General features: G+C 57.3%; 20 protein-coding genes, 2 tRNA genes and 1 pseudogene. 9 read left to right on the top strand and 14 right to left on the bottom strand.

Annotation, left to right across the window (positions count from 1 at the left end; genetic code table 11):
* Positions 1–127: 127 nt before the first annotated feature.
* The 10 genes from RS887_RS23145 to RS887_RS23100 form a co-directional block, all read right to left on the bottom strand.
* Positions 128–2,083 carry an acetoacetate--CoA ligase gene (locus RS887_RS23145; protein WP_322617195.1) on the bottom strand — a complete coding sequence of 652 codons (1,956 nt, stop codon included), beginning with the start codon at positions 2,081–2,083 and terminating at the stop codon, positions 128–130.
* A gap of 102 nt (positions 2,084–2,185) precedes the next feature.
* Entirely contained in the window at positions 2,186–2,959 is a 774-nt protein-coding gene (locus RS887_RS23140; RefSeq protein WP_322617194.1) for a 3-hydroxybutyrate dehydrogenase, read from the bottom strand.
* Positions 2,960–2,966: 7 nt separating this feature from the next.
* Positions 2,967–4,358, bottom strand: coding sequence for a GntP family permease (locus RS887_RS23135; RefSeq protein ID WP_322617193.1), 1,392 nt, complete (start codon positions 4,356–4,358; stop codon positions 2,967–2,969).
* A gap of 285 nt (positions 4,359–4,643) precedes the next feature.
* A complete protein-coding gene (locus RS887_RS23130; protein WP_322617192.1) occupies positions 4,644–6,059 on the bottom strand; it encodes a sigma-54 interaction domain-containing protein in 1,416 nt (471 codons plus the stop codon).
* Positions 6,060–6,204: 145 nt separating this feature from the next.
* Positions 6,205–7,782 (bottom strand): ABC transporter ATP-binding protein, encoded by a 1,578-nt coding sequence (locus RS887_RS23125; RefSeq protein WP_322617191.1) that lies wholly within the window; start codon positions 7,780–7,782, stop codon positions 6,205–6,207.
* A 13-nt stretch (positions 7,783–7,795) separates the two neighbouring features.
* Positions 7,796–8,818 (bottom strand): ABC transporter permease, encoded by a 1,023-nt coding sequence (locus tag RS887_RS23120; protein WP_085717659.1) that lies wholly within the window; start codon positions 8,816–8,818, stop codon positions 7,796–7,798.
* Positions 8,818–9,879 carry a microcin C ABC transporter permease YejB gene (locus RS887_RS23115; protein ID WP_322617190.1) on the bottom strand — a complete coding sequence of 354 codons (1,062 nt, stop codon included), beginning with the start codon at positions 9,877–9,879 and terminating at the stop codon, positions 8,818–8,820. Before RS887_RS23115 ends, RS887_RS23120 begins: the two co-directional genes overlap by 1 nt.
* On the bottom strand, positions 9,879–11,747 hold the full coding sequence (locus tag RS887_RS23110) for an extracellular solute-binding protein (protein ID WP_322617189.1): 1,869 nt from the start codon (positions 11,745–11,747) through the stop codon (positions 9,879–9,881). Before RS887_RS23110 ends, RS887_RS23115 begins: the two co-directional genes overlap by 1 nt.
* Positions 11,748–11,882: 135 nt before the next feature.
* Positions 11,883–12,164: a peptidylprolyl isomerase gene (locus RS887_RS23105; protein WP_007984657.1), complete on the bottom strand. Its 282-nt coding sequence runs from the start codon at positions 12,162–12,164 to the stop codon at positions 11,883–11,885.
* Between the two features lie 107 nt (positions 12,165–12,271).
* A complete protein-coding gene (locus tag RS887_RS23100) occupies positions 12,272–13,153 on the bottom strand; it encodes a triacylglycerol lipase (RefSeq protein ID WP_322617299.1) in 882 nt (293 codons plus the stop codon).
* 338 nt (positions 13,154–13,491) lie between these two features.
* On the opposite strand from RS887_RS23100, the gene RS887_RS23095 reads away from it, so the two are divergent.
* Positions 13,492–14,556: a hypothetical protein gene (locus RS887_RS23095; RefSeq protein WP_322617188.1), complete on the top strand. Its 1,065-nt coding sequence runs from the start codon at positions 13,492–13,494 to the stop codon at positions 14,554–14,556.
* A 211-nt stretch (positions 14,557–14,767) separates the two neighbouring features.
* Here the strand turns inward: RS887_RS23095 and RS887_RS23090 are convergent.
* Positions 14,768–15,064: pseudogene (locus RS887_RS23090) on the bottom strand (esterase/lipase family protein); the annotation flags it as partial.
* A 311-nt stretch (positions 15,065–15,375) separates the two neighbouring features.
* On the opposite strand from RS887_RS23090, the gene RS887_RS23085 reads away from it, so the two are divergent.
* Both RS887_RS23085 and RS887_RS23080 read left to right on the top strand, forming a co-directional pair.
* On the top strand, positions 15,376–15,825 hold the full coding sequence (locus tag RS887_RS23085; protein WP_322617187.1) for a hypothetical protein: 450 nt from the start codon (positions 15,376–15,378) through the stop codon (positions 15,823–15,825).
* 12 nt (positions 15,826–15,837) lie between these two features.
* Complete coding sequence (locus RS887_RS23080) at positions 15,838–17,061, top strand: colicin-like pore-forming protein (protein ID WP_322617186.1); 1,224 nt, start codon at positions 15,838–15,840, stop codon at positions 17,059–17,061.
* A 590-nt stretch (positions 17,062–17,651) separates the two neighbouring features.
* On the opposite strand, the gene RS887_RS23075 is transcribed toward RS887_RS23080, so the two are convergent.
* Complete coding sequence (locus RS887_RS23075; protein WP_322617185.1) at positions 17,652–18,740, bottom strand: 3-deoxy-7-phosphoheptulonate synthase; 1,089 nt, start codon at positions 18,738–18,740, stop codon at positions 17,652–17,654.
* A gap of 662 nt (positions 18,741–19,402) precedes the next feature.
* Here RS887_RS23075 and RS887_RS23070 point away from each other — a divergent pair.
* From RS887_RS23070 to RS887_RS23045, 6 genes are all read left to right on the top strand, one after another.
* Positions 19,403–19,846 carry a GNAT family N-acetyltransferase gene (locus tag RS887_RS23070; protein ID WP_322617298.1) on the top strand — a complete coding sequence of 148 codons (444 nt, stop codon included), beginning with the start codon at positions 19,403–19,405 and terminating at the stop codon, positions 19,844–19,846.
* 127 nt (positions 19,847–19,973) lie between these two features.
* Positions 19,974–20,615 (top strand): UvrY/SirA/GacA family response regulator transcription factor, encoded by a 642-nt coding sequence (gene uvrY, locus RS887_RS23065; protein ID WP_008015884.1) that lies wholly within the window; start codon positions 19,974–19,976, stop codon positions 20,613–20,615.
* Between the two features lie 2 nt (positions 20,616–20,617).
* Positions 20,618–22,441, top strand: coding sequence for an excinuclease ABC subunit UvrC (gene uvrC / locus RS887_RS23060; RefSeq protein WP_322617184.1), 1,824 nt, complete (start codon positions 20,618–20,620; stop codon positions 22,439–22,441).
* A 32-nt stretch (positions 22,442–22,473) separates the two neighbouring features.
* Positions 22,474–23,034, top strand: a complete 561-nt coding sequence (pgsA, locus tag RS887_RS23055; RefSeq protein ID WP_008015882.1) for a CDP-diacylglycerol--glycerol-3-phosphate 3-phosphatidyltransferase — start codon at positions 22,474–22,476, stop codon at positions 23,032–23,034.
* Between the two features lie 63 nt (positions 23,035–23,097).
* Positions 23,098–23,173, top strand: a tRNA-Gly gene (locus RS887_RS23050).
* Between the two features lie 47 nt (positions 23,174–23,220).
* Positions 23,221–23,294 (top strand) — tRNA-Cys (locus tag RS887_RS23045).
* 1,092 nt (positions 23,295–24,386) lie between these two features.
* On the opposite strand, the gene RS887_RS23040 is transcribed toward RS887_RS23045, so the two are convergent.
* Together RS887_RS23040 and RS887_RS23035 are read right to left on the bottom strand one after the other, a co-directional pair.
* The gene (locus tag RS887_RS23040) at positions 24,387–25,763 is read right to left on the bottom strand and encodes a vWA domain-containing protein (protein WP_322617183.1); all 1,377 of its coding nucleotides are present in this window, start codon (positions 25,761–25,763) and stop codon (positions 24,387–24,389) included.
* On the bottom strand, positions 25,760–26,221 hold the full coding sequence (locus tag RS887_RS23035) for a TadE family protein (protein ID WP_322617182.1): 462 nt from the start codon (positions 26,219–26,221) through the stop codon (positions 25,760–25,762). Before RS887_RS23035 ends, RS887_RS23040 begins: the two co-directional genes overlap by 4 nt.
* Between the last annotated feature and the right edge of the window lie 75 nt (positions 26,222–26,296).

Here is a 26,296-nt window from a genome sequence, read left to right as displayed (position 1 = left end):
CCCACGGTGCTGAAAACACCAAACCCTGTAGGAGCGAGCTTGCTCGCGATGGACGTCAACGATAACGCTGGCTGGCAGGTGCCCCGCGGCGCTCTCAGGTTTATCGCGAGCAAGCTCGCTCCTACATTCAATCCAGCAGTTCGGGCCTGTTTCGGTACTGCTCCAATGCTTCGGGGTTGGCTAGCGCATCGGTATTCTTCACCTTCTGCCCATGCACCACATTGCGCACCGCCAGCTCGACGACCTTGCCGCTGATGGTCCGGGGAATGTCGGTGACCGCGACAATTTTCGCCGGCACATGACGCGGCGTGGTGTTAGCGCGAATCGTCTGGCGGATCTGCTGTTGCAGCGCCTCGTCCAGTTCGAGCCCTTCGCGCAGCCGTACGAACAGCACCACCCGCACGTCATCCTGCCATTGCTGACCGATGGCCACGCTGTCGAGCACCTGCGGGATTTTTTCCACCTGGCGATAGATTTCCGCCGTGCCGATGCGCACGCCGCCGGGATTGAGCACGGCATCCGAGCGGCCGTGGATCATCATCCCGCCATGGGGCAACTGTTCGGCGTAGTCACCCTGGGCCCAGACGCCGGGGAACAGGCTGAAATAGGATTTGCGCAGCTTTTCGCCATCGGCATCGTTCCACAGGCCAACGGGTATCGCCGGGAAGTGGCGGGTGCAGACCAGTTCGCCTTTTTCGCCGATCACCGGTTGGCCGGCGTCGTTCCACACTTCGACGGCCATGCCCAGGCTCTTGCCCATGATTTCGCCACGCCTTACCTGCGACACAGGGTTGCCGTTGACGAAGCACGAGACGATGTCGGTGCCACCGGACATCGAGGCCAGGCACACGTCAGCCTTGAAGTCGCGATAGACGAAGTCGTAACTCTGCGGCGACAGCGCCGAGCCGGTGCAAAGCAACGTCTTGAGGCTGCCCAGGTCATGACTTTCACGCGGCTTGATGCCGTTGCTTTCCAGGGTCGCGAGAAATTTCGGGCTGGTGCCAAAGACGCTGATGGACTCGTCGTCGATCAGGTCGATCAAGCGTTGCGGGTCGGGCTGGAATGGCGAGCCGTCATACAGCACCACGGAGCTGCCTACCGCCAATGCCGACACCAGCCAGTTCCACATCATCCAGCCGCAGGTGGTGTAGTAGAACAGGCGTTCGCCGGGGCCGAGATCACAATGCAAGCCGTGTTCCTTGACGTGTTGCAGGAGCACGCCACCGGTGCTGTGGATGATGCATTTGGGCACGCCGGTGGTGCCGCTGGAGTAGAGGATATACAGCGGATGGGCGAAGGGCACCGGGACGAAATCCGGCTCGCCGCCGGGATCGTAGAAATCGTCCCACAGCGTCACGTTGGCCGGGGTGCGGAAATGTTCGATCCGCGTATGCGGCCGCCCATACGGGAGGATGATCAGCTGCTGCAACGACGGCAGGCGTTCGAGGATTTCGTTGACCTTGGCGGTCTGGTCGATCTCCTTGCCGGCATAGCGATAACCGGCGCAGGTCACCAGCACTTTCGGTTCGATCTGGCCGAAACGGTCAACGACCCCGTGAGTGCCGAAGTCCGGTGAAGAACAGGACCACACAGCGCCAAGGCTGGTGGTGGCGAGCATGGCCACCAGGGTTTGCCAGGTGTTGGGCATGCAGGCGGCGACCCGGTCACCCACACCGACGCCGGCGGCTATCAAGCCGTTCTGAAAACCGGCGACCTGTTCTGCCAGTTCGGCCCAGGTCAGGTGTTCGCGTTGACCGTTTTCGCCGATGGCGACCACGGCCACCGCGTCGTCGCGACGAAGCAGCAAGTGTTCGGCGAAGTTAAGCGTTGCGCCGGGGAACCACTGGGCGCTGGGCATCTGCGGGCCTTCGAGCAGTACGGTGTCGGGCTGTTCATGAAAGCGAATGTCGAAGAAATCGACGATCGCCTGCCAGAAGTCGGGACGTTGCTCAATGGACCATTGGTGCAGGGCAGGGTAGTCGTCAATCTTGAGGTGATACCGTTGATTGACGAAGCGCCGGAAGGCCTCCATGCGGGTCTTGCCAATGCGTTTGGCGTCGGGTTGCCAGAGGATGTCGGACATGGTTTGCCTCTTCTTATGTGTGTAGATCCATTCGCGAGCAAGCCCGAACCCCTGTGGGAGCGGGCTCGCCCGCGAAGAACGATAACGCGGTCCATCGGCCAGTTACTGCGCCAACCACCCACCATCCACATTCCACGCCGCGCCACGCACCTGGCTGCCGGCATCGCTGCACAAGAACAGCACCAGTTCACCCAGTTGCGGCGGCGTCACGAACTCCAGCGATGGCTGCTTCTCGGCGAGCAAATCATGCTGCGCCTGCTGCGGATCAACGCCACTGGCGGCACGATCATCGATCTGTTTTTGCACCAGCGGCGTCAGTACCCAGCCCGGGCAGATCGCGTTGCAGGTGACCTGGGTGGTCGCGGTTTCCAGCGCCACCACTTTGGTCAGGCCGATCACCCCATGCTTGGCGGCGACATAGGCTGACTTGCCCACCGAGCCGACCAGGCCATGCACCGAGGCAATGTTGATCACCCGGCCCCAACCCTTGGCGCGCATGCCCGGCAGACTCAAACGGGTGCTGTGGAACACCGACGACAGGTTGATGGCGATGATCGAATCCCAGCGCTCCACCGGAAACTCGTCCACCGTTGCCACGTGTTGAATGCCTGCATTATTGACCAGAATGTCGACGCCGCCGAACTCGCGCTCGGCGTAGGCGATCATGTCGGCAATTTGCGCCGGATCGCTGACATCGGCCGGGTGATGGCCGACCTTGCTGCCGAACTGTTGCACCTCGGCGATCACGCTGGAGGCATCGCCGAAGCCGTTGAGGATCAGGTTGGCCCCGGCCTTGGCCAGGCTGAGGGCAATCCCCAGGCCGATGCCGCTGGTGGAGCCAGTGACCAGTGCGGTCTTGCCCGAAAGAGTCGTCATGAATACCTCACACAATGCCAGTGGCGTAGAAGGTGCCGATCACCACGAAAACCGCAAGGGTCTTGATCAGCGTAATACAGAAAATGTCTTTGTAAGCCTCGCGGTGGGTCAGCCCGGTGACGGCCAACAGGGTAATCACCGCGCCGTTGTGCGGCAGGGTGTCCATGCCGCCGCTGGCCATCGCGGCGACCCGGTGCAGGACTTCCAGCGGAATGTTCGCAGCATGGGCGGCGCTGATGAACTGCTCGGACATCGCCGCCAGCGCAATGCTCATGCCGCCCGAGGCGGAACCCGTGATGCCGGCCAGCAGGGTCACGGTAATCGCTTCGTTGACCAGTGGGTTGGGAATGCTCTTGAGCCAGTCGGCCAACACCAGAAAGCCGGGCAGGGACGCGATCACGGCACCGAAGCCATATTCCGAGGCGGTGTTCATCGCCGCCAGCAGCGCACCGCTGACTGCGCTTTTACTGCCTTCGGCCAGCTTGCGGCTGATCGCCTTGTAGCCGAACGCCAACACCATGAGGATGCCCACCAACAGCGCGGCCTGGACCGCCCAGATCGCCGTGAGCTTGGCGATTTCCGTGGTCACCGGCGCGGCCATGCCCGGCAGCGCCAGGCTGTGGGTCTTGCCGTACCACTGGGGAATCCACTGGGTGAACAGCAGGTTCATGATGCCCACCGCCAGCAGCGGAGACAGGGCGATCCAGGGATTGGGTAGTTTGATGTCGACGGCGGTTTCCGGCTCGTTGCGCAGGTCCGAACCATAGCCCTCACCGGTACGCTGGGCCTTGTTGCGCTGGCGCTGGAGAAACAGCATGCCGGCGCAGAACACGAAGATCGTGCCGATCACGCCCAGCCACGGCGCTGCCCAGGCAGTGGTGTTGAAGAAGGTGCTGGGGATGATGTTCTGGATCTGCGGCGTGCCAGGCAGGGCGTCCATGGTGAACGAGAAGGCGCCCAGGGCAATGGTCGCCGGGATCAGCCGCTTGGGGATGTTGCTCTGGCGGAACATTTCCGCGGCAAACGGATAGACCGCGAACACCACCACAAACAACGATACGCCGCCGTAGGTCAGCAGGGCGCAGACCAGCACGATCACCAGCATCGCCTGGCGGGTGCCGAGCAGGCGAATCGCGGCCGCGACGATGGAGCGCGAGAAGCCGGACAGTTCGATCAACTTGCCGAACACCGCGCCAAGCAGGAACACCGGGAAATACAGCTTGATGAAACCGACCATTTTTTCCATGAACACCCCGGTGAAAGCGGGGGCGACGGCGGACGGGTCAGTCAGCAGGACAGCGCCGAGGGCGGCAATCGGGGCAAAAAGGATAACGCTATAGCCACGGTAGGCAGCCAGCATCAGCAGCGCGAGGGCTGCCAAGGCAATGATCACACTCATGGTGTGTCTCCTGGTTTGTTATTTTTGTAGGGTGAAACTTGACAGGAGAGGCGTATAGCGGGTTTTGTGCCAAGTGCTTAAGTTATTGAAATATAAGAATATATTTTGATTTTACTGAGGTTGTATGGATGTATTGTCTCTATGTTGAGACTTTTATCGGTAGTGCCGGCCTCTTCGCGGGCAAGCCCGCTCCCACAGTTAACTGAATTGGTCAGTGGAGCACTGTATCCTGTAGGAGCGAGCTTGCTCGCGATGGGTTGTCTATCAACGGAGATTCATGTCTCTTTATGGAGATTCAGCAATCCCCAACGCCGCCATTTTCTTGTACAGCGTCGACCGCCCAAGCCCCAACCGCGCGGCTGCATCAGGCACCCTGCCCGCGCATTGCGCGAGGGTCGTTTCAATCAGTTGCCGGTCAAACCGCTCCCGCGCCGCACTGAACGTCTCGTGGGCAATCGGTTCGATGGCCAGGGGCACCACGCGCTCCACCGGGGTGAACGTGCCAATCGCTGCGCGGATGTCCGCCACCGACAGGCGCAAGTCATCACTGAGCAATGCGGCCCGTTCCAGCACATTGCGCAGTTCCCGGATGTTCCCCGGCCAGGCGTGTTGCCCCAACAGTTCCAGGGCTTCGTGGTGCAGTTCATGCTGGCTGCGCAGTTCCTCAAGGATCGCCTCGCTGAGCGCCGGCACGTCATCGAGGCGATCGCGCAGGGGCGGAACCTGGATCGGCAACACGTTGAGCCGGTAATACAGATCGGCGCGGAATTCTCCGCGCTTGATGGCCGCTTCGAGGTCCGTAGAGGTCGCGGCGATCACCCGCACATCGCTCTGGATCACTTCGTTGGAGCCCACTGGCTCGAATTCCTTTTCCTGCAATACCCGCAGCAGTTTGCTTTGCAGGGGCAGCGGCATGTCGCCGATTTCGTCGAGGAACAACGTGCCGCCCTGGGCGATCTGCAGTTTGCCGGCACGGCCCTTGCGGTCGGCACCGGTAAACGCGCCGGGGGCGGTGCCGAAGAATTCGGCCTCCAGCAACGATTCAGGAATCGCCGCGCTGTTGATGCTCACGAACGCCTTGTGCGCACGGGGTGAGGCATTGTGGATGGCCTGGGCCAGCAACTCCTTGCCGGTACCGGTCTCGCCGAGCAGCAGTACCGGCGATTCGGTACTCGCACTGCGCCGGGCGCGGCGTTTGACTTCCAGGCTGGCGGCACTGGTGCCGATGAAGTGGGCGAAGTTGTATTTGGTCTGTCGCGCCCGCAGCAGCGAGCGGGTGGAAGCCAGTTCTTCCTGCATGCTCATGTAGCGCTTGAGCATCGGCGACAGGCTGCGCAATTCGTCGAACAGGGCGAAACCGATGGCACCGATCACCACGCCGGCATCGTCGTGAATCGGCAGGCGCATGACCACCAGCGGCTCTTTGGGGGTGTCTTGCATATCCAGCAAAATCGGCCGGCCGGTGCGCACCACCTCACGCAACAGGCTGCCGGGGATCACGCTTTCGCAGGGCTTGCCAATCGCGACTTCCGCCGATTGCAGGCCGAAGCGCCGGGCATAGCGCTCGTTCATCCAGACGATGTTGGCATCGCGGTCGACAATCACCGTGCCCTCGCTCGATTGCTCGATGATCTCGAACAACGAGCGGATTGCCAGCAGGCGAACGCGCTGGTAGTCCTTGAGGCTTTCGGTGGTGTTCATGGGGCTGATCCTGATTGTGTTTTGCTTGTGCCGGCCTCTTCGCGAGCAAGCCCGCTCCCACAGTTGATCTGTGTCGTTCACAAATCCCCTGTGGGAGCGGGCTTGCTCGCGAAGGCCGCACCGCGGTCCAACTGAATACAACCGATTATGCCTGCCCCAGCAACGCCGCCGCCAACAACTCCTTGGTGTACGGATGCTGCGGTGAGTCAAACACCTCATGGCTGGCGCCGCGTTCCACCACTTTGCCGTCCTTGACCACGATCATGTCGTGGGCCAGGGCGCGCACCACCGCCAGGTCATGGCTGATGAACAGATAGGTCAAGCCGTGTTTTTCCTGAAGCTGGCGGAGCAGGGCGACCACCTGTTTCTGTACCGTGCGGTCCAGCGCCGAGGTCGGTTCGTCGAGCAGGATCAGCGCCGGCTTCAGCACCAGCGCCCGGGCGATGGCGATGCGCTGGCGCTGACCGCCGGAGAATTCGTGAGGGTAGCGATGGCGACTTTGCGGGTCGAGGCCGACTTCGTTCAGTGCCCGGATCACTTCGGCATTGCACTCTTCAGGGCTCAACTGGCTGTGCACTTCCAGGCCTTCGCTGATGATCTGCGCTACCGACATTCGTGGGCTGAGGCTGCCGAAGGGGTCCTGGAACACCACCTGCATTTTCTTGCGCCACGGTCGTAGCTGTTTTTGCGTCAGGCCGTCCAGCGCCTGGCCTTGAAAGCGGATGCTGCCTTCGGAGTCGAGCAAACGCAGGATCGCCTGGCCGAGCGTGGACTTGCCGGAGCCGGACTCGCCGACAATGCCCAGGGTCTTGCCACGTTGAATGTTCAGGCTGATGCCATCGACAGCGCGCAGCCAGGTCTTGCGCTGAAACAGGCCACCACCGACGGGAAACCGCACCTGCAGGTTGTCCACCTCCAGCACGTTTTCGCGCGCGTCCCGGGGCAAGGCTTCGCCCTCGGGTTCGGCGTGCAGCAATACGCAGCTGTAAGGGTGCTTCGGTTCGGTGAAAAGGATTTCGCACGGCGCCTGCTCGACGATTTCCCCGGCCTTCATCACGCACACGCGCTGGGCGATGCTGCGCACCAGATTGAGGTCATGGCTGATCAGCAGCAGCGACATACCCAGCCGCTGTTGCAGGGATTTGAGCAGCAGCAGGATCTTGCGCTGCACCGTCACATCCAGCGCGGTGGTCGGTTCATCGGCAATCAGCAGTTCCGGTTCGCACGCCAGGGCCATGGCGATCATCACCCGCTGACGCTGGCCGCCGGACAATTGATGGGGATAGGCCTTGAGGCGTTCCTCGGGTTTCTGGATGCCCACCAGGTGCAGCAATTCGAGGATCCGCGCTTGCGCCGCTTTGCCCGCCAGGCCTTTGTGCACCAGCAAGGTTTCACCGATCTGCTTTTCGATGCTGTGCAGCGGGTTGAGGGAGGTCATCGGCTCCTGGAAGATCATCGCGATGCGATTGCCGCGCAGTTGTCGCAACTTGCCGGTATCGGCGCCCACCAGTTCCTGGCCGCGATAGCGAATGCTGCCGGTTGTCTGGGTATCGGTTTGCGGCAGCAACTGGAGGATCGAGTGGGCCGTCACCGACTTGCCCGAACCCGATTCGCCCACCAGCGCCAGGCATTCGCCAGGGCGGATGTCCAGGCACAGATTGCGCACCACGGTCTGGCCGCTGAAGGCCACGCTGAGGTCACGGATTTCAATCAGGTTGGTCATATCAACATCCGCGTCAAGACCGTGGATCAAAAGCGTCGCGCAGGGCTTCGCCAATGAACACCAGTAAAGAAAGAATCAGCGCCAGGGTGAAGAACGCCGTCAGGCCCAGCCACGGCGCTTGCAGGTTTTGCTTGCCCTGACCGATCAGTTCACCCAGGGACGCACTGCCGGCAGGCATGCCGAAGCCGAGGAAGTCCAGCGCTGTCAGGGTGGAAATCGCCCCGGTGAGAATGAATGGCAAGTAGCTCAAGGTCGCGTTCATGGCGTTGGGCAGAATGTGCCGCACGATGACTTTGCGGTCGGTCAGGCCCAGCGCGCGTGCGGCCTTGACGTATTCCAGGTTGCGCCCGCGCAGGAACTCGGCGCGCACCACGTCCACCAGGGCCAGCCATGAAAACAGCGCCATGATTCCCAGCAGCCACCAGAAATTCGGCTCGACGAACCCCGACAGGATGATCAGCAGGTACAACACAGGCAATCCGGACCACACCTCCAGCAGACGCTGGCCGAGCAAATCCACCCAGCCGCCGTAATAGCCTTGCAGTGCCCCGGCCGCGATGCCGATCAGGGCACTGACAAACGTCAGCATCAAGGCAAACAGGATCGACACCCGGGCACCGAAGATCACCCGGGCCAGAACGTCCCGTGCCTGGTCGTCGGTGCCCAGCCAATTGACGCTGGAGGGCGGGCTGGGGGCGGGTTTGTTCAGGTCATAGTTGGGGGTGTCGTCACTGAACGGAATCGGCGGAAACAGCAACCAGCCTCCGTCCTGCTTGATCAGCTTCTGCACGTAGTCGCTGCGGTAGTCGGCCTGAAACGGCAATTGCCCGCCGAACTCCTGTTCGGTGTGGCGCTTGAAGACCGGGAAATACCACTGGCCTTGATAACTGACCACTAACGGTTTGTCATTGGCGATCAGTTCGCCGCCCAGGGTCATCAGGAACAGGCCGACAAACAGCCAGAGCGACCACCAGCCCCGACGGTTTTTCTTGAATCGCTCGAAGCGGCGACGCGCCAGCGGTGAAAGCTTGAGCATCAGGCATTCCTCGCGGCGAAGTCGATACGCGGGTCGACCAGGGTGTAGCAGAGGTCGCCGACCAGTTTTATCAGAAGGCCGAACAGGGTGAAGATGAACAGCGAGCCGAACACCACCGGATAGTCCCGTGATACCGCCGCTTCGTAGCTCATGCGGCCCAGGCCGTCGAGGGAGAAGATCACTTCGATCAGCAGGGAGCCGGCAAAAAATACACTGATGAACGCCTGGGGAATGCCCGACACTACCAGCAGCATGGCGTTGCGGAATACGTGTCCATAGAGCACCCGTCGTTCACTCAAACCCTTGGCCCGGGCAGTGACTACGTACTGGCGGGTGATTTCATTGAGGAACGAGTTCTTGGTCAGGATGGTCAGTGTGGCGAAACCGCCGATCACCAGCGCGGTGACCGGCAACACCAGATGCCAGAAGTAGTCGGCCACCTTGCCAAGGGTCGACAGCGACTCGAAGTTGTCCGAGACCAATCCGCGGACCGGGAACCAGTTGAGCGAAGTGCCACCGGCAAAGACCACGATCAGGAACATCGCAAACAGGAACGCCGGCATGGCATAGCCGATGATGATCGCGGTACTGCTCCAGATGTCGAATTGGCTGCCATGGTGCACGGCCTTGCGGATGCCCAGGGGTATCGACACCAGGTAGGTGATCAGCGTCGCCCAGAGCCCGAGGGAAATGGTCACGGGCATTTTTTCGAGGATCAGGTCAGTGACGGTGGCGCCGCGGAAAAAACTCTTGCCGAAGTCCAGGCGTGCGTAGCTGGTGAGCATCAGCCAGAGGCGTTCGTGTGCCGGTTTATCGAAGCCGTACTGTTTTTCAATGTCCTTGATCAGCTGTGGATCAAGGCCGCGACTGGCCCGGGACTTGCCGCTCATGGATTCGCTGGAACCACCGCCGACCGCGGCGCCGCCAATGCCTTGCAGGTGCGCGATGGCCTGTTCGACCGGCCCGCCCGGCGCGGCCTGGACGATGACAAAGTTGACCAGAAGAATGATCACCAGCGTCGGAATGATCAGCAGCAGGCGCCGCAATATGTAAGCCCACATCAGTGCGGCCCTCCGGGTCTGCCACGGCTGATACGCTCGGCAGTCATCTGTTGGTTGGTCAATGGCGTGGTGCTCATTTCCCACCAGCTTTCGATGGCTTCGTCATTGCTCGCTTGCACGTTCGGGATGCCGAAGCGGTTCCACCACACTGTAGAGGTTCCCGGCGGGTAGTAGTTGGGGATCCAGTAGTAGTTCCATTGCAGCACCCGGTCCAGGGCATGGGCGTAATGCAGCATGTCGGTCTGGCTATTGGCGCGGATCAGCCCGGTGATCAGGGTGTCCACTGCCGGGTTCTTCAGCACCATGTAGTTGTTTGATCCCGGGTCGTTGGCCGCCGCCGAACCGAAATAATTGAGCAGTTCGTTTCCCGGGGAAGTGGTGACCGGATAGCCGGTGACGATCATGTCGTAGTCGCGGCTCATCAGGCGATTGACGTACTGGGACGAATCGATGCGGCGGATGTTCAGGTCAATGCCGATCTGTTTCAACGTGCGTTTATAGGGCAACAGCAGGCGGTCCATGCCGTTCTGACTGACCAGGAACGTAAAGCTCAACGGCTCGCCGTCGGCATTCACCAGTTGGTCACCATCGGGCTTCCAGCCGGCCTGTTCGAGCAGGTCCAGGGCCTGCAACTGCTTGTCACGAATCACGCCGCTGCCATCGGTCTTCGGCGCCTCGAACACTTTGGTGAAGACTTCGTCGGGAATCTGCCCGAGCAACGGTTCGAGAATCGCCAGCTCACCCGCATCCGGCAGTTGCCGGGCCGCGAGATCGGTATTGGAAAAAAAGCTCTGCTGGCGGATGTACATGTCGCGCATCATCTGCCGGTTGCTCCACTCGAAGTCCCACAGCATCACCAGCGCCTGGCGCACGCGACGGTCCTGGAACATGGGCTTTTGCAGATTGAACACAAAACCCTGGGCTGGCTGCGGCGCCTCGGTGGCGAGGTGGGCCTTTTGCAGGCGACCGTCGCTCAGGGCCGGGCTGTCGTAGCCGATGGAATAGCCAGTGGCGGAAAACTCGCGATTGTAGTCAAAGGCGCCGCCGCGCAGAACCTGGCGCGCCACGTCGGTATCGCCGAAGTACTCGATGCTGAAGTGATCGAAGTTGTACAGGCCACGGCTGACCGGGAGGTCCTTGCCCCACCAGTCGGGATTGCGCTCGAAGGTGATGCTGCGCCCGGAATCGATCTTGCCGACTTTATAGGGGCCGCTACCCAGCGGCGCTTCATAGCCGCCACCACCGGCGAAATCGCGGGTTTTCCACCAGTGTTCGGGAAACACTGGCAAGGTCGCTATATCCAGCGGCAGGGTGCGATTTTCGTTGTTCCTGAAATCAAAGCGGATGGTCAGTGGCGATTCCACTTCGACGCCTTTTACGTCGGCGAACTGGGTGCGGTAACGCAGGCTGCCCTGGGTCATCAGCAGGTCGAAGGTGTAGCGCACGTCTTCGGCGGTAATCGGTTTGCCATCGGCAAAGCGCGCCTTGGGATTGAGGTAAAAGCGCAGCGACAGGCCGTCCTCGGAACGCTCCATCTTCTCTGCCACCAGGCCGTACACGGTGTACGGCTCGTCCAGCGAGCGTTGGGCCAGCGGCGAATAGAGCAAGCCGTCGATCTGTGTGACGCCGATGCCTTTGTCGATGTAAGGCAAGACATGGTCGAACTGACCGATTTCGATCGCCGAGCGCCGCATCGTGCCGCCCTTGGGAGCCTGCGGGTTGGTGTAGGCGAAATGACTGAAGCCGGCAGGGTATTTTGCCGGTTCGCCGTACACGGTCATTGCCGGTTGCGGTGCCGCATTCACACCCGCGGCACCCGACAGCAGGGCCACGGTCGTGAACAACAAGGTAGGGAAAGCCAATCGCATTGTCAGCCTTAGAGCCGGGTGGTCGTTAACGCCAATTTGTACGCTAGCAGCGCGTCCCTCGGCAGCCGAATTACGTGTCGCAAACACAACGGCCCACCAAAAGGCGGGCCGTTGTGTGAATAGCTCAAGCGTCGATCAGTCCTGACGGCTGGTCACTTCCAGCAGGTGGTAACCGAACTGGGTCTTGACCGGGCCCTGGACCACGTTGATCGGGGCGCTGAAGACCACGGTGTCGAATTCCTTGACCATCTGGCCCGGACCGAACGAACCCAGGTCACCGCCCTGGCGGCTGGAAGGGCAGGTGGAGTTTGCCTTGGCAACCTCGGCGAAATCGGCGCCGGCCTCGATTTGAGCCTTGAGTTCGTTGCACTTGGCTTCCGAGGCAACAAGGATGTGACGGGCAGTGGCTTTAGCCATGGGAAAATACTCCTTTCAATACTCGATAAAGTGCTGAGCCTACCGGATTCAGTGAGCTATTTCTCCTCAAAGTTCCGTTCCACGCGGGATCCACAGCGGGTGACACCTCAAAGACCCGCGTCTTTCAAGCGCTCGGCATGCTGGACATACAGTTCAATCGGGTCGACACCTGTGCGCAGTTGACCGGCCGGCTGGCCAATGGTGTCCAGATGATCCAGCGCATAGTCGGACCGGATAACCGTGCCCAGATGGGAACTGAAGCGACCGACCAAACCGTCGTTCTGCTCGCTTTCCGTGACGAAGTAACCGGAAAGGGCCCGGCAGAAGGCGTGGAGCGGATCAAGCGCATTGAGCCCTTCCTTGAGAACATTCGACTGCAGCACGCCGCTCCACGAGTAGTAATGAACACCGTTGACCTGTTCGCGCCCCTTGCCCCCCCAGGTGGTAGGCAGTCCTTGCGGGTATTTGTCGTTGAAGGCGCCTACGCCTTCGGTGGTCAGCGCATTCAGGGCCGCAATGGCGCTCTGTGGTTGGTACTGATTGTCGCTTAATGTCGCGAGGAAGTCGGCGAAGAGGGTCACGACCGTCTCGGCCACATGTTCCGGGAGGTAGCCCGGTATCAAAGCCTTGCGCAGGAAATCGGCCAGTTCCGAGCCATGATTCGGCCCGCTGACGGAAGTCACCGACGCCACACTGTGTGGCGCAATCGCTGCGGCATAACGTGCGGTCAGTGCGCCCTGGCTATGGCCTATGAGGTTGACTTTGCGTGCACCGGTTCCTTTCAGTACCCGCTCGATCTGCGTGAGCAATTGGTCTCCGCGTACTTCGTTGTCATGGGTGGCCGACAAGTGGGGAACGAACACCCTTGCTCCGGCGTTCCTCAGCGCCTGCCTGATGTCGTGAAAAAGCTCGAACTTGCCGATTCTTTCGAAACCGAAAAGGCCGTGGACCAGCAGTATTGGATAACAGGTGTTTGCATTCCTTTGCATGTTCATACCTTTACGCAGAAGTTCATTGGGACTGCATGGCACTTCACTCTAAAGCACTCGAGGTTGGCGCGATGTATGAAAAGTCCGTCGAAGCTTGCGGAAAGCGGAATAGAACAGGTACGAGTATTCAAGAGTGGCTGAGGCATTTGTCGGAATAGTTTGACGATTTTTCACGACAATCAGGTTGCTACTGATCAAAGACCTACTTCGTATACATCGATTTTCCGAGCGAGCCGGAGAGAGAGGCCGACATCACGGCTGTTTGCCGTGGGCTTAAATAGTCATCATCCAAAACCGGCCACCCGTTCGGTGTTTATTCCAGGGACAGGAGTGAATGAATGACTGTTTACGAACCCGACACCTTGAGTCTCGCGCAGCAACCCTTGCCACCTCCCATACTTGAACAGGCGGAAAATGGCGTTCTGAACCCCGCTGACAGAAAAGCCGTCATCAGGGTCTTGCCTTATCCAGGCATGACCTGCGGCGACAAATTGCTATTGAGTTGGGCGGGGCTGGATGCCGATGGCCTCGCCTGCAATCATCAGGTGGCGCGCTTTGTCAGTGAGGACCGGGTTGGCGAGGACGTCATTTTCACCGTGAGTCGCGCACATATCGCGGCGCTTGACGGTGGCTCACTCGAAATCGGTTACTCACTCATGAGCACCTGTTTTGCCGGGCCTTTGAATTCCCATCGTTTGCAACTGAGTGTTGGTGATGTGCAATCCGACCTGTTGCCTGCGACCGTGAACGATGCGATGGGTAAAACACTTGATCCGGGTCGGGTGGAAGAAGGGGCGATCGTTACGATCAAACCCTATGCGCGCATGGCGGCAGGCGACTGGGTGTTGCTGACCTGGGCTGGCGTTTCGATCGAAGGAAGTTTCAGTGATGCACTCAAGGTCGAGTCCTTTGCCGTAGGGGGCGAACTGGCTTTCTGGGTCAGCCCGGAGTGCATTGCGGCCAACCTGGGCTCCTCCGTGTCCGTCGACTATTGCGTCAAGCAAGCAGGGCAGGGGCCTCGTTACTCTGAAGTAACGACATTGATGATTGGCAAGCTGGAGCGGGGGGCACTGCCAGCACCCACTGTGCTGGAAGCAGACGAAGGTTGGGTGGATCTGCTTGATGCGCAGGATGGCGTGACCATCGTCATCGAAAACGCCAGGGCTGAAAAAGGGGAGCTGGTTTACCTGAAATGCGAGGGGGAGAAACTCAATCACTGTGACGACCGCGAAATAACCAGAGACACCGCCGGCGAACCGTTGGTGTTCATAGTTCCCTACTGCTTCTGGAGCGAGCATCGAGATTCTGCGATCCGTGTTTCCTATTCCGTCGAGCGCCTTGATGACACTTGCCAGCAATCCGGGGTGACACTGGTTCAGGTGCAGTCCCTGATGGGGCATTGATTGCCATTTTGCCCTCCAGTCTTCCCATGAAGGCCGGAGGGCGGACGGATGATGCGGACTATTGAGTGTTGTCTTGCGCTCGCAACCGATCTGCCGCTTCAAGCAGCAGTTGTTCTGTTCCTCAAGTACATCGTTGAGCACGGTCTGCAATCGACCATGATTCGAGCCGGAATCCTGAGTCTGGTCAGGTGGCTTTTTACCTGGGAGACCATGCGGTCAGTGCTCCGTGGTGATGTCCTATGAGGTTGACTTTGTGTGCACCGGTTTCTTCCAGTACCCGCTCAATCTGCGTGAGCAATTGATCATCGAGTGCTTCGTTGTCATAGGTGGCTGATAGGTGGGGAACGAACACCCTTGCTCCGGCGTTCCTCCGCGTCTGCCTGATGTCGTGAAATAGCTCGAACTTGCCGATTCTTTCGAAACCGAAAAGGCCGTGGGCCAGCAGTATTGAATAGCAGGTGCTTGCATTCCTTTGTCTATCGTACCTTTCCGCAGACGTTCGCGTCAGTGATATTGCGCCTAACTCTAAAACCCTCGATGGTAGTGGGGTATATGAAAGTTTCAATGAGTTTTGAAGAAAGTGGAACAGAATCAGTAGGGATATTCGCATTCATGGGCGGTCTTCGTCGGAATATCTCGACGTAATTCGTCAGAGAGCAAATTGTAAAGCGCTAATTCCTACCGCATCAATATCAATATTCTCCGTGGTGCGAAGTGCTCTCCCGACATCGCGAGATTTTTTATGACACTTAATAGGCTTCGTTCGATGCCGATTGTTGGGCGGCGAACTTTCAATGGATTGATAGGGGGAAATTACACATGGCAGATAACGGATTTGTTCGAGGCGAAACTTACTACATTAAACCTACGCACATTGTTGCTGGGCGTCAGCAAACCTTCGGTCCGGGTGGTGGCGGTGGTTACAGCGGAAATAATAGTGGATGGGGGCTGCAGGAAGGGCCACGTAGAGGGGAGGGAGGCCCAAGTGGAATTCGGGACATCGCGTTGCCAAACGTTATGGCTGAGTTTATGAATGAACAAATCTACAGTCAGTTGCAGATTGATAGTGAATACAATGCACGATTCAATACACTCATCACCGATACCGCGCGTGAACTGGAGGAAAGAAAAGTCGCCGCAAAAAGCGCTCAAGTTTTAGCTCCCCCAGAATCTGCTGCCGTAGACCAGCAGGTCACCCTAGAGCTTATTGACTCAAAAAAGAAACAATACATATCCATCGCACCAAATATCTATGGCCTTTTTGGTTAGAGCCCCTTCTTCATGATGGAGGTGCTGCTGCGTCAGAAGATGCGTGAGTTTCTGAACTCCGGTAGCGCCGACCGCCAAGGTCTCATAAGCCTATATGCCATATTTGACAATGTCTATAAGTCGGCATTGGAACTCAAAGCGCTTTCACTCTCGGTGGACATTCTGGCTGGCAAACTCGCAGATCTAGCTAACAGCAGAAATCAAGCGGAGTCGGTAGTTCCTCTGGATGGTCCCGCATGGTTCGCTGTGCAGAACCAGAGACTCAGCATCATTGGTTTGGAGCTGGATATTCACGCTCAGCAACTTCCCGAGTTTCTTCAAACAGAGCTCGTTGCTGCAGCAGGTTCCCTGACAGGCATGACCCAAACTCAAGTATTGTTACATTACAAGGCGACGCTAGAGCGTATGGCTTCGACAAAAATGGCAGAGATCAAACCTGTCGTTGCACCGCCTCCATACAAAAGCGGTGGGATAACCATCAATTTTCCAGCGAATAACCCGAAAATCAGCGCGCCTTTGAGCAAGCCGGAATTAGAGGCCCTCAACGAGTTGGTTTATTTGCAAACCCACACCCCGATTGGGACAAAGTGGCTCAGCTACCACGACGCCTTGTTGAAGACCGAATCTGCGAGGCACCTGACTTCAACTTCAAATGCATTGGGTGGCTTGGCAGAACGGTCAAATGAAGCTGAACAGATCCAGGGTGCGATCAAGTTCACTGCTGATTTTTACAAAGAAGTAGCGGTAAAGTTTGGTGATAAAGCCTCGGCGCTGGCGAAGGAATTGTCCGAAAATGTCAAAGGGAAAACGATCCGTAATGCGGAAGAAGCGATCAAGGCATTTGACAAGTACAACGATGTTCTGAACAGAAAATTCAGCGTTCAGGATAGAGAAGCCATTGCTAGGGCCATCGACGCGCTTGATAAGGATATGATGGCGAAGACTCTGGAAAAGTTTGGAAGAGGGTTCGGTGCGGTGGGTCATGCCGTCAACTTCTTTGACTTGAGGGATGAAGTCAAAAAATCGACTCAAAGCGGGGACTGGAAACCGTTTTTCGTCAAGGTGGAAACCATTGCCGCGGGTCAAGCGGTTGCAAGTTTGTTGGCGTTCATGTTTAGCTTTACGGTCCTGACACCGTTGGGGGTTCTGGGCTTCGCTTTACTGATGGCTGTCGTCAGTTCATTTATAGATGATGAGCTAGTTGATAAATTTAATGACTTCATAATAAGCATTTAACGGGAGGAAGGGGGCGCTTTAGTCGTCCCCTTGCTGAAAATCATAAAGGTTAAATATATGCTGCCGATTGGGATGGCAAAAACAATGCAAAAAAAATCAAACAATGCAGTGATCCCGCTAATGTCCGAATACTGTAGGCCAAAAGCTTTTTCCAGAAAATCGGGCTCCTGAGTTTGTAGGCGGTCGCTTCGATCAATTGCCTGGAGAATGGATACAGTAACGTGCTGAGAGCCATGAATAAAACCAGTTTTACATTCTTGTAAAACAGATCATCATCCAGGTAAAAACCGATTGATGCCGTAATCAAATACAAGCAGCCCATTGAGAAGTGTTTGATGAAATAATTTTTGTCCATCTTCATTCTCGCTAATTTATGGCAAAAACCTAGCGCCCGTGATGTGCGTGGCGACGCCTCGTGCAATCAACGGCCATGATTTCAAGCTTTAGGTTGTGATGAAACTCTTGTTTGTGAGTCAATATTACAAAATTTCTGGACAGCCTTTTCTAAAGCTCCCAATGCTCCTCGTGAGTTCACCTTGCACTACTAAATGCAGTGCAAGGAGTTTTTTGATCCTTTTGATTTCGCAAGATTACGCTGGTTGTTGAGTGCTGCGTGGAATTCGCAGTCGTTCCGCGGCCTGCCGCAGCAGTCGATCAGTCCCGACCCAGCTAAGACAGCCATCCGTCACCGAAACGCCGTACTGCAACGTCGAACCCAATGGTTGGCAGCCCTCGAACAAATGACTCTCGATCATCATGCCGATCAGCGAACGATCACCTTGCAGGCGTTGTTCAAGTACGTCGTTGAATACCGCCGGTTGACGCAGCGGGTCCTTGCCGCTGTTGGCATGACTGCAATCGACCATGATCCGCGCCGGGATCTTCAGTCTGGTCAGGTCGCTATTCACCTGTGCGACGCTGGCGCTGTCGTAGTTCGGCCCGCGATGGCCGCCGCGCAATACCAGGTGCGTGTCCGCATTGCCCGGGGTTTGAATGATCGCCGGGTGTCCCAGGCTATCGACACCGAAATGGCGATGGGGATGGGCGGCGGAACGCATGGCGTCGCTGGCGACAGCGACACCTCCGTCTGTCCCGTTCTTGAACCCTACAGGCATGCCAAGGCCGCTGGCCATTTCCCGGTGTATCTGCGACTCCGTGGTCCGGGCGCCAATCGCCACCCAGCTCAACAGATCGTCGAAGTAGCCGGCGGCCATCGGTTGCAGCAATTCAGTGGCAACGGGCAGGCCCAGGCGGAGCATTTCGCGCATCAGCTCGCGGGACAACGTCAGGCCGGCGGCCATGTCATCGCTGCCATCGAGGTGCGGGTCGTAGGCCAGGCCTTTCCAGCCAACCGTGGTCCGGGGTTTTTCGACGTAGGCGCGCATCACCAGCAGCATTTGGTCGCTGACTTCGGCAGCGAGGCGAGCAAGGTTACCGGCGTATTCGAGGGCTGATTGCGGATCGTGTATCGAGCAGGGGCCGACGATGACCAGCAAGCGGGAATCTTCACCGTTGAGGATCGCGCGAACCGCCTGGCGGTGGGCGGCGACTTGCCGGGTCAGGGCGTTGCTGAGGGGCAATTGCTGTTTGAGTTGCAATGAACCGGGCAGGCGCAGGGTCAGCGCTTCATTGGCAGGGCTCAAGGTGGACAGCGGCAGTGCAGAGACGGACGAGTTCATATTCAAGGCTTCCTGGGCTGGTGGCGGGTTCGTGCCCGCGCGCTCGGCCCTACTGGGGTGTTCGACAATTGGCCGGATTGGCTGCGTGTGTGTGCTTGCCACCTGTGGGTGACCGATCGGAGGCGGCAGGCTGTCCCGAGCGGAGGGTGGTAAATCGCCAGGCGGTAAAACTGTCGTAACGGTAATAAGTGGCGTAGTTCATGTTCTGAATCCTCTGAATGTCTGATGTGTCGCTAAAAGTCTTGGGGCTGAAAAAACGAAACCCCCGGTCGGGAGGCCGACCGGGGGTTGAGAATCTCTGGTGGCGACCCGTTTAAAGTGGGCGCCGTGTGGGTATCAGGCGCGCCAGTGGCTAAACCAATACCCAAAATAAAAGCTTACCGGAGCACAACCGTCGTTCACCCGGGCAGCCGCAACCGAGCGCAGGGCGCTGTCGCTACGAAGCTGTAAGAGGGCGTTGAACATGGTCTGTCTCCGGTGGATGGACCGAGCTTACTAGAGGCCGGTACGCAGATTCAATCAGAAAATGCTATCGGCCAACGACGGCGCTTTCTATCGTTTGAGTGCCCCGAAGGTTGTGACACACTCTGCACCTCAACAACAAACATACCGTCACAAGGACGCACCATGACGCCACTGACCCTCGCCGTGGAGCTGGAATGATGGAACGCCAATGGCGTCCGGCAATACCGGATGACCTGGAATTCGCCCGCGAACTGACCTGTAGAGGCATGCTGCGTTACTACATCGAGCATGATCTGTTGTGGCAGGACGAAGCATTCGACGTGGCCTGGGCAGGACGAGACAACCGATTGATTGCAAGGGGCGACAATGTCCTGGGTTATGTCAGCCTGAGTCGTGATGCCAGAGCCTTGTATATCCGCGAATTGCATATCGTCGAAGCGTTTCGTGGGCAGGGCACAGGATCCTGGGTGATCGATCAGGTACTGGCTCTTGCGCGCAAGGAGCGGCGCCCGGCGTTGCGCCTGACGGTTTTCGAAAACAACCCGGCGCAAGCGCTGTACGAGCGTAAGGGATTGAGGGTGGTAGGCAAGGACGAATGTTTCCTGAGGATGCAGCTGGAGATCCCGGGCCCGCATTGCTGAAGCACGCTTGCAACAAGCCTTTCAAGATGAATTGAAACTTTTAATCTGAAGCTTTCCGCTAGGTCTGCCAGATGCTTTTTGCTAAGGTGTCTGGCAACCCAATAAGACCATATCGCGAGGTGTCTGCTTGATTAGGGTGCTAGTAGTCGATGACCATGATCTCGTTCGTACAGGCATTACACGAATGCTGGCTGACATCGATGGCCTGCAAGTAGTCGGCCAGGCCGAGTCGGGTGAGGAATCCCTGCTCAAGGCGCGTGAGCTGAAACCCGATGTGGTGTTGATGGACGTCAAGATGCCGGGTATCGGCGGGCTCGAAGCCACTCGCAAATTGCTGCGCAGCCATCCGGATATCAAGGTCGTCGCGGTGACCGTGTGTGAAGAGGACCCGTTTCCTACGCGGCTGTTGCAGGCCGGTGCGGCAGGGTACCTGACCAAAGGGGCAGGATTGCCGGAAATGGTCCAGGCCATCCGCCTGGTGTTCGCCGGGCAACGCTACATCAGCCCGCAGATTGCCCAGCAGTTGGCGATCAAGTCCTTCCAGCCTACCAACGATTCGCCTTTCGATGCATTGTCGGAGCGGGAAATCCAGATCGCGCTGATGATCGTCGGTTGCCAGAAAGTACAGATCATCTCCGACAAATTGTGCCTGTCCCCGAAAACCGTGAACACCTACCGTTACCGCATCTTCGAAAAGCTTTCGATCAGCAGTGATGTCGAGTTGACGCTGTTGGCGGTTCGACATGGCATGGTCGACGCCAGCCTCTGAAAATGACCGAAACCTTTGATCCGAGCGCCTTTCTGTCGACCGTTAGCGGTCGCCCCGGCGTGTACCGCATGTTCGACAGCGAAGCGCGGTTGCTCTACGTCGGCAAGGCGAAAAACCTCAAGAATCGCCTGTCGAGTTACTTTCGCAAGACCGGGCTTGCCCCCAAGACCGCCGCACTGGTAGCGCGAATCGCCCAGGTCGAAACCACAATCACGGCCAACGAAACCGAAGCCTTGCTGCTTGAGCAGACGCTGATCAAGGAATGGCGCCCGCCCTACAACATCCTGCTGCGCGACGATAAGTCCTACCCCTACGTCTATCTCTCTGACGGAGAGTTTCCGCGCCTGAGCATTCATCGCGGTGCAAAAAAGGCCAAGAGCAAGTATTTTGGTCCTTACCCGAGCGCCGGTGCGATCCGCGAGAGCCTGAGCCTGCTGCAAAAGACGTTTTTCGTTCGGCAATGCGAAGACAGTTTTTACAAGAACCGCACCCGTCCTTGCCTGCAATACCAGATCAAGCGTTGCAAGGCGCCCTGCGTCGGGCTGGTGGAGCCCCAGGTGTATGCCGAAGATGTGCGCCACTCGGTGATGTTTCTTGAGGGGCGCAGCAATGCGTTGACCGACGAGTTGTCCGCCGGGATGGAAGAGGCGGCAATCAATCTCGAGTTCGAACGAGCAGCCGAGTTGCGGGACCAGATTGCGTTGCTGCGCCGGGTTCAGGATCAACAGAGCATGGAAGGCGGGACCGGAGACGTCGATGTGATTGCCGCCTTCGTCAACCCTGGCGGTGCCTGTGTTCACTTGATCAGCGTGCGGGGCGGGCGGGTACTGGGCAGCAAGAACTTCTTCCCTCAGGTTGGCATTGAAGAAGACGTTTCTGAAGTCATGGCCGCGTTTCTCGGCCAGTACTTCATCAGCAGTCCTGAGCGCGACTTGCCGAGCGAGCTGATCGTCAATGTGGTTCACGATGACTTTCCAACACTGATCGCCGCCATCGACGAGCTGCGCGGTCGTGAACTGACCATCAGCCATCGCGTGCGTGGTACGCGAGCGCGCTGGCAGCAATTGGCGGTGACCAATGCCGAGCAGGCACTGAGTGCACGCCTGGCGAATCGTCAGCACATTACGGCACGCTTCGATGCGCTGGCAGAGGTGCTGAAGCTGGATGAGCCGCCGCAACGACTTGAGTGCTATGACATCAGTCATTCCAGTGGCGAGGCGACGGTGGCGTCCTGCGTGGTCTTCGGCCCCGAAGGTCCGATCAAGGCCGATTACCGTCGGTACAACATCGAGGGCGTTACGGCCGGCGATGATTACGCGGCAATGCATCAGGCGTTGACCCGACGCTTCAGCAAGCTGAAGGACGGGGAGGGCAAGTTGCCGGATATCCTGCTGGTGGATGGCGGTAAAGGCCAGTTGTCCATGGCCCGCGACGTACTCGATGAACTGGCCGTACCTGATCTGATTCTGCTGGGCGTGGCAAAAGGCGCGACGCGCAAGGCCGGTTTCGAAACCCTGTACCTGAACGATGCTGCACATGAGTTCACGTTGCGCGGCGATTCTCCCGCGTTGCACCTGATCCAGCAGATTCGCGACGAAGCCCACCGATTTGCCATTACCGGGCACCGCGCCCGACGTGGAAAAACCCGTCGGACGTCTACACTGGAAGGCGTCGCCGGCGTCGGACCCACACGTCGGCGGGATTTGTTGAAACATTTTGGTGGATTGCAGGAGCTGTCTCGTGCAAGCATCGAAGAAATTGCCAAAGCCCCCGGGATCAGTAAAAAGCTCGCAGAGTTGATTTATGCAAATCTGCACAGCGAGTAGAATGCCCCCTCACCTCGTAGCCAGTTGTGCCGATGAATATCCCTAATCTGATTACCGTTCTACGCGTTCTGCTCATACCGATCTTCATTTTGCTGTTCTACCTGCCTTACCAATGGAGCTACCTGGCATCCGCCTCGGTCTTCGCATTCGCTGCCGCCACCGACTGGCTGGACGGATACCTGGCCCGCCGCCTGGAACAAAGCACACCGTTCGGGGCTTTTCTCGATCCGGTTGCCGACAAGCTGATGGTGGCGGTTGCACTGGTACTGTTGGTACAGGAACACGGAAACCTGTGGCTCACATTGCCTGCCGCGGTGATCATCGGTCGAGAGATTGTCGTCTCGGCACTGCGCGAATGGATGGCCGAACTGGGCGCTCGTGCCCACGTTGCCGTGTCGAACCTGGGCAAATGGAAAACCGCCGCGCAAATGCTGGCGCTGGTGATCCTGCTGGCCAACTCCAAGGATTTCAGTTTCTGGGTCTTGCTGGGCTACACCTTGCTGATGGTGTCGGCTGGCCTGACTTTGTGGTCGATGGTCCAGTACCTGCGGGCTGCCTGGCCACATCTGAAGACCGACGTTGAAAAGAAATAAAACTTTTTTGAATCAAAGGGTTGACGGGGCTTCTGGATTCTATAGAATGCGCCACACCAAGACGCGGGAATAGCTCAGTTGGTAGAGCACGACCTTGCCAAGGTCGGGGTCGCGAGTTCGAGTCTCGTTTCCCGCTCCAAGTTTGTACGCATTTGATGTCGCGCTACTAGACGCCAAATGTTTTGAGGCCGAGTAGCAAAATGGTTATGCAGCGGATTGCAAATCCGCCTACGCCGGTTCGATTCCGACCTCGGCCTCCACTATAAACAACCCCGTAGATCAATGATCTACGGGGTTTTTTATTGCCATCAGGAAAGTGATGTGTTCCGCAATTTTCTAAAGGTGTTCCGCAACTAGCCTATAGTTGTCTGTTGCGACGGGCTGCAATAACCCAAGGCTGCCATTGGACAAAGGCAGAAATCGGCCAGAAGCAGACCCTGTTTCCTCTAACGATTTTTAACCATCGCGATCCACCCGGTTTTTTATTATAACCATACTTCACATCTCCCTCACTTTGCTCTGGCTACTCGAGTTCAATTAAATGGCCATTATCCATTGCCAACAAAGGTGCTACTGATTTTTATGATATTTTGGCCAGGCAGATCAGCGTCATTTAGATAGATGCTTTCAAATATACGCACCTCAGTCGAGCCCGGGCGAAAAACCAAGGCTTTAATATGGAAGCCGGATTTGGATACTAATACTAACTCATGTGACGCACTTGGACTTAACGATCTATTCAGAATCGCTTGTGAATTCACCGGGTAATAAAGATCCAAAATTGAAATCTTGAGGTCCTCATGGTCGACATTTTCGATCGGGACTCTCTTTGTATGATGCATCATAGGTTGTCCACTTTTAGAACATTATAATCTCATGCGCAAATCAAAGCGTAGTGTCGTGGTGCTTATTAAGAAAGTTGCCGCAGCAGATTAGCTTTTTAAGCTTAAGCGTAATCACGCGCTCATTATTACCAAAAAACCCTTATAAAAATTGAAATAATAATGCCGTACTAATGTTGTTAGCAATGATTCAGCCGCAGATCCTGGTGGCGGCGCCGCTTAGACTTGGTCTCTTTTCAACTAAGTCGATATCAAGCAATGTCTGCCTTATTCAGTATCGCTCCGAGTATTTCCAAATTCTATACAGGCCAACGTGACCATTGTCGCTAGGTTTTTTACCAATTTACTGAAACGTGTCGCGGTGCCACGGTTTTCTTTCAGTCGGCCGAATACTCCGGTTTTCTAGACACTAGAAATAGCGTATTCAAATCCCACTGGAGATAGTTGTATAGCACTGCTGTGTTGACGCTTTTTAGGCGCTAGCCCTGTCGACAATGTCGTAGTCGCACGTTACATCGCATTTGGCGGTATCAGTCGCGGTTTCGTCAGTGCGTATGAGATCGTTTTGAATGCCGTATTCAGGTTGACGTTACCCCCTGCTGTGTTCGGGCAAGTGTCAGAGAAAAAATAGGAGGGGCCTGTTGCGATCTGTTGCATGGTGTTGCAAGGCGTAAAATCGCTACTACCGTCACTGCACGGCGCCGAAGTGGAACCACTACCGATATAGGCCACACTATAGATTTGCGTACTGGTCTGCTTGACGGTATTTGCTGCAGTAACGGCCGTCTTGCATTCCGATCCATATTGGCTTTTGTAGGTGTTGCCTAGTTGACTTTGCGATGAGGATGCGTCGCCGTCGCTCATCAGGACGATCACGTTTTGCCCGGGCGGCGACTGCCCTTGTGACATGCTCAGCAGGGCTGCCTGCGCGGATACAATCGCCTGAGTATAATACGTGCCTAAGCCGCCAACTGCCTGGATGCCGCTGCAGCCGCCTTTACCTAGCGCCTGCGCGATGCTTGAAGTCGTGTTGATTTGGCCGTTATTGAGAAAGCCGGAACTGAGCCCGGATATTTGATAGGTGGCGCCGCTCGTTACAACTCCCTGCGCCACAGCCGAGTAACTGCTGGCTATAGATTGCTTCGAGCCGCATGAATAGTTGGTATTTGTTCCGCTTCCTGCGAGCGGCGGGTATGTCATCAAGCCAACGTTATCGCCAGCGTTCGTCAAGTTTGTTATGAGTGTGAGTGCTGCCTGCTGGGCACATTGGAGTCGGGTCATTGACTTTCCATTTGCCCCCGGGCAATTAACGTCGGTGGTATTCATCGATGCTGTCGTGTCGAGCAAAATAATGACATTGTATTTGCTTGGCACGGCTCCGCCGCCGGCTGCAGCCTTCGAGGCAGCGGTAATTTGCATTGAAGGGAAACCAAGTATTTGGGCAAAGTAGAGCGGCACCGTGGCTTGCTGTACTACCTGGATACCATTGAATTTCGACACTGCTCCGGCTGCGGGCAACTGAGCATTTACCAATTGCAGACCTGTGATGCTGGCCGGCGACACTGTGACGTTGGAAGCCAACGTGTTCTTCCCCTGTCCGGCGGAGTACGCAGCGGCATTCGTTTTCGCCGTTGCAAACGGACTGTTCCAAAGGTCGGCGGCTCCGGCCAGCGCGGCAGCATCAGTGGCGGCCTGTAGGCGCTTCTGATTGTAGAGAACGTAGCCAGCATCGATGCTCAGGGCGACAAAACTCAGCAGGATGGGCATCGCGATGGCTACCAAGACAACCACGGCGCCACGTTGGTGGCCTATGGTCTGCTGCCGGTCAGAAATTCTTGACATGATGGTGTACTCCTTGAGTTGAGAGATTTGATAAGGAGTGTTCACTGCGCTCGCTCTACGACAGTGAAGCTCAGTGACGAAGGGAGCAGGTTCGTAATACCGGGAAAAGACCCTAAGAAAAGGGGCTTATAAGGGGAGTACGTCACCGTTACCGTGGCATTTGTGATTGCCCCATTCAGCACTGCATTGTTCAGGCCGACCGCGCAAGTAGCGTCAGCGCTGCATGAGGCGTTTCCCACGGAGGTCGAGTACGATAGATTCGCTACGGTCAAGTAGGCCGCCGATTTCTGTATCTGTGTTTTGGTGTCCGTGTATGGGGTGGTTGTCCCGCGCTGGCTTGCGAAGAAGCGCGCGCCTGACGACGCGACATTTATGACCATCACGTCGTTAACGAGCAACCAGCCAAACTCCGCAAGACAGATGAGTGATAGAATGAGCACTGGGGCCACGATGGAGAATTCGACGACCGCTATGCCTTTTTGCATCTTTTGCATCTTTTGCATCTTTCGCATCATGATCGTCCCCAACTTGGCATGGTGTTCGTTACTGATGCCCTTATCGCTCAAACGTCACAACGT

This window comes from Pseudomonas sp. BIC9C (assembly GCF_034541995.1).
Classification (GTDB): Bacteria; Pseudomonadota; Gammaproteobacteria; order Pseudomonadales; family Pseudomonadaceae; genus Aquipseudomonas; species Aquipseudomonas fluorescens_CC.
Note: the sequence above shows the minus strand (reverse complement) of the source record. Positions and strands in the feature narration are given on the sequence as shown.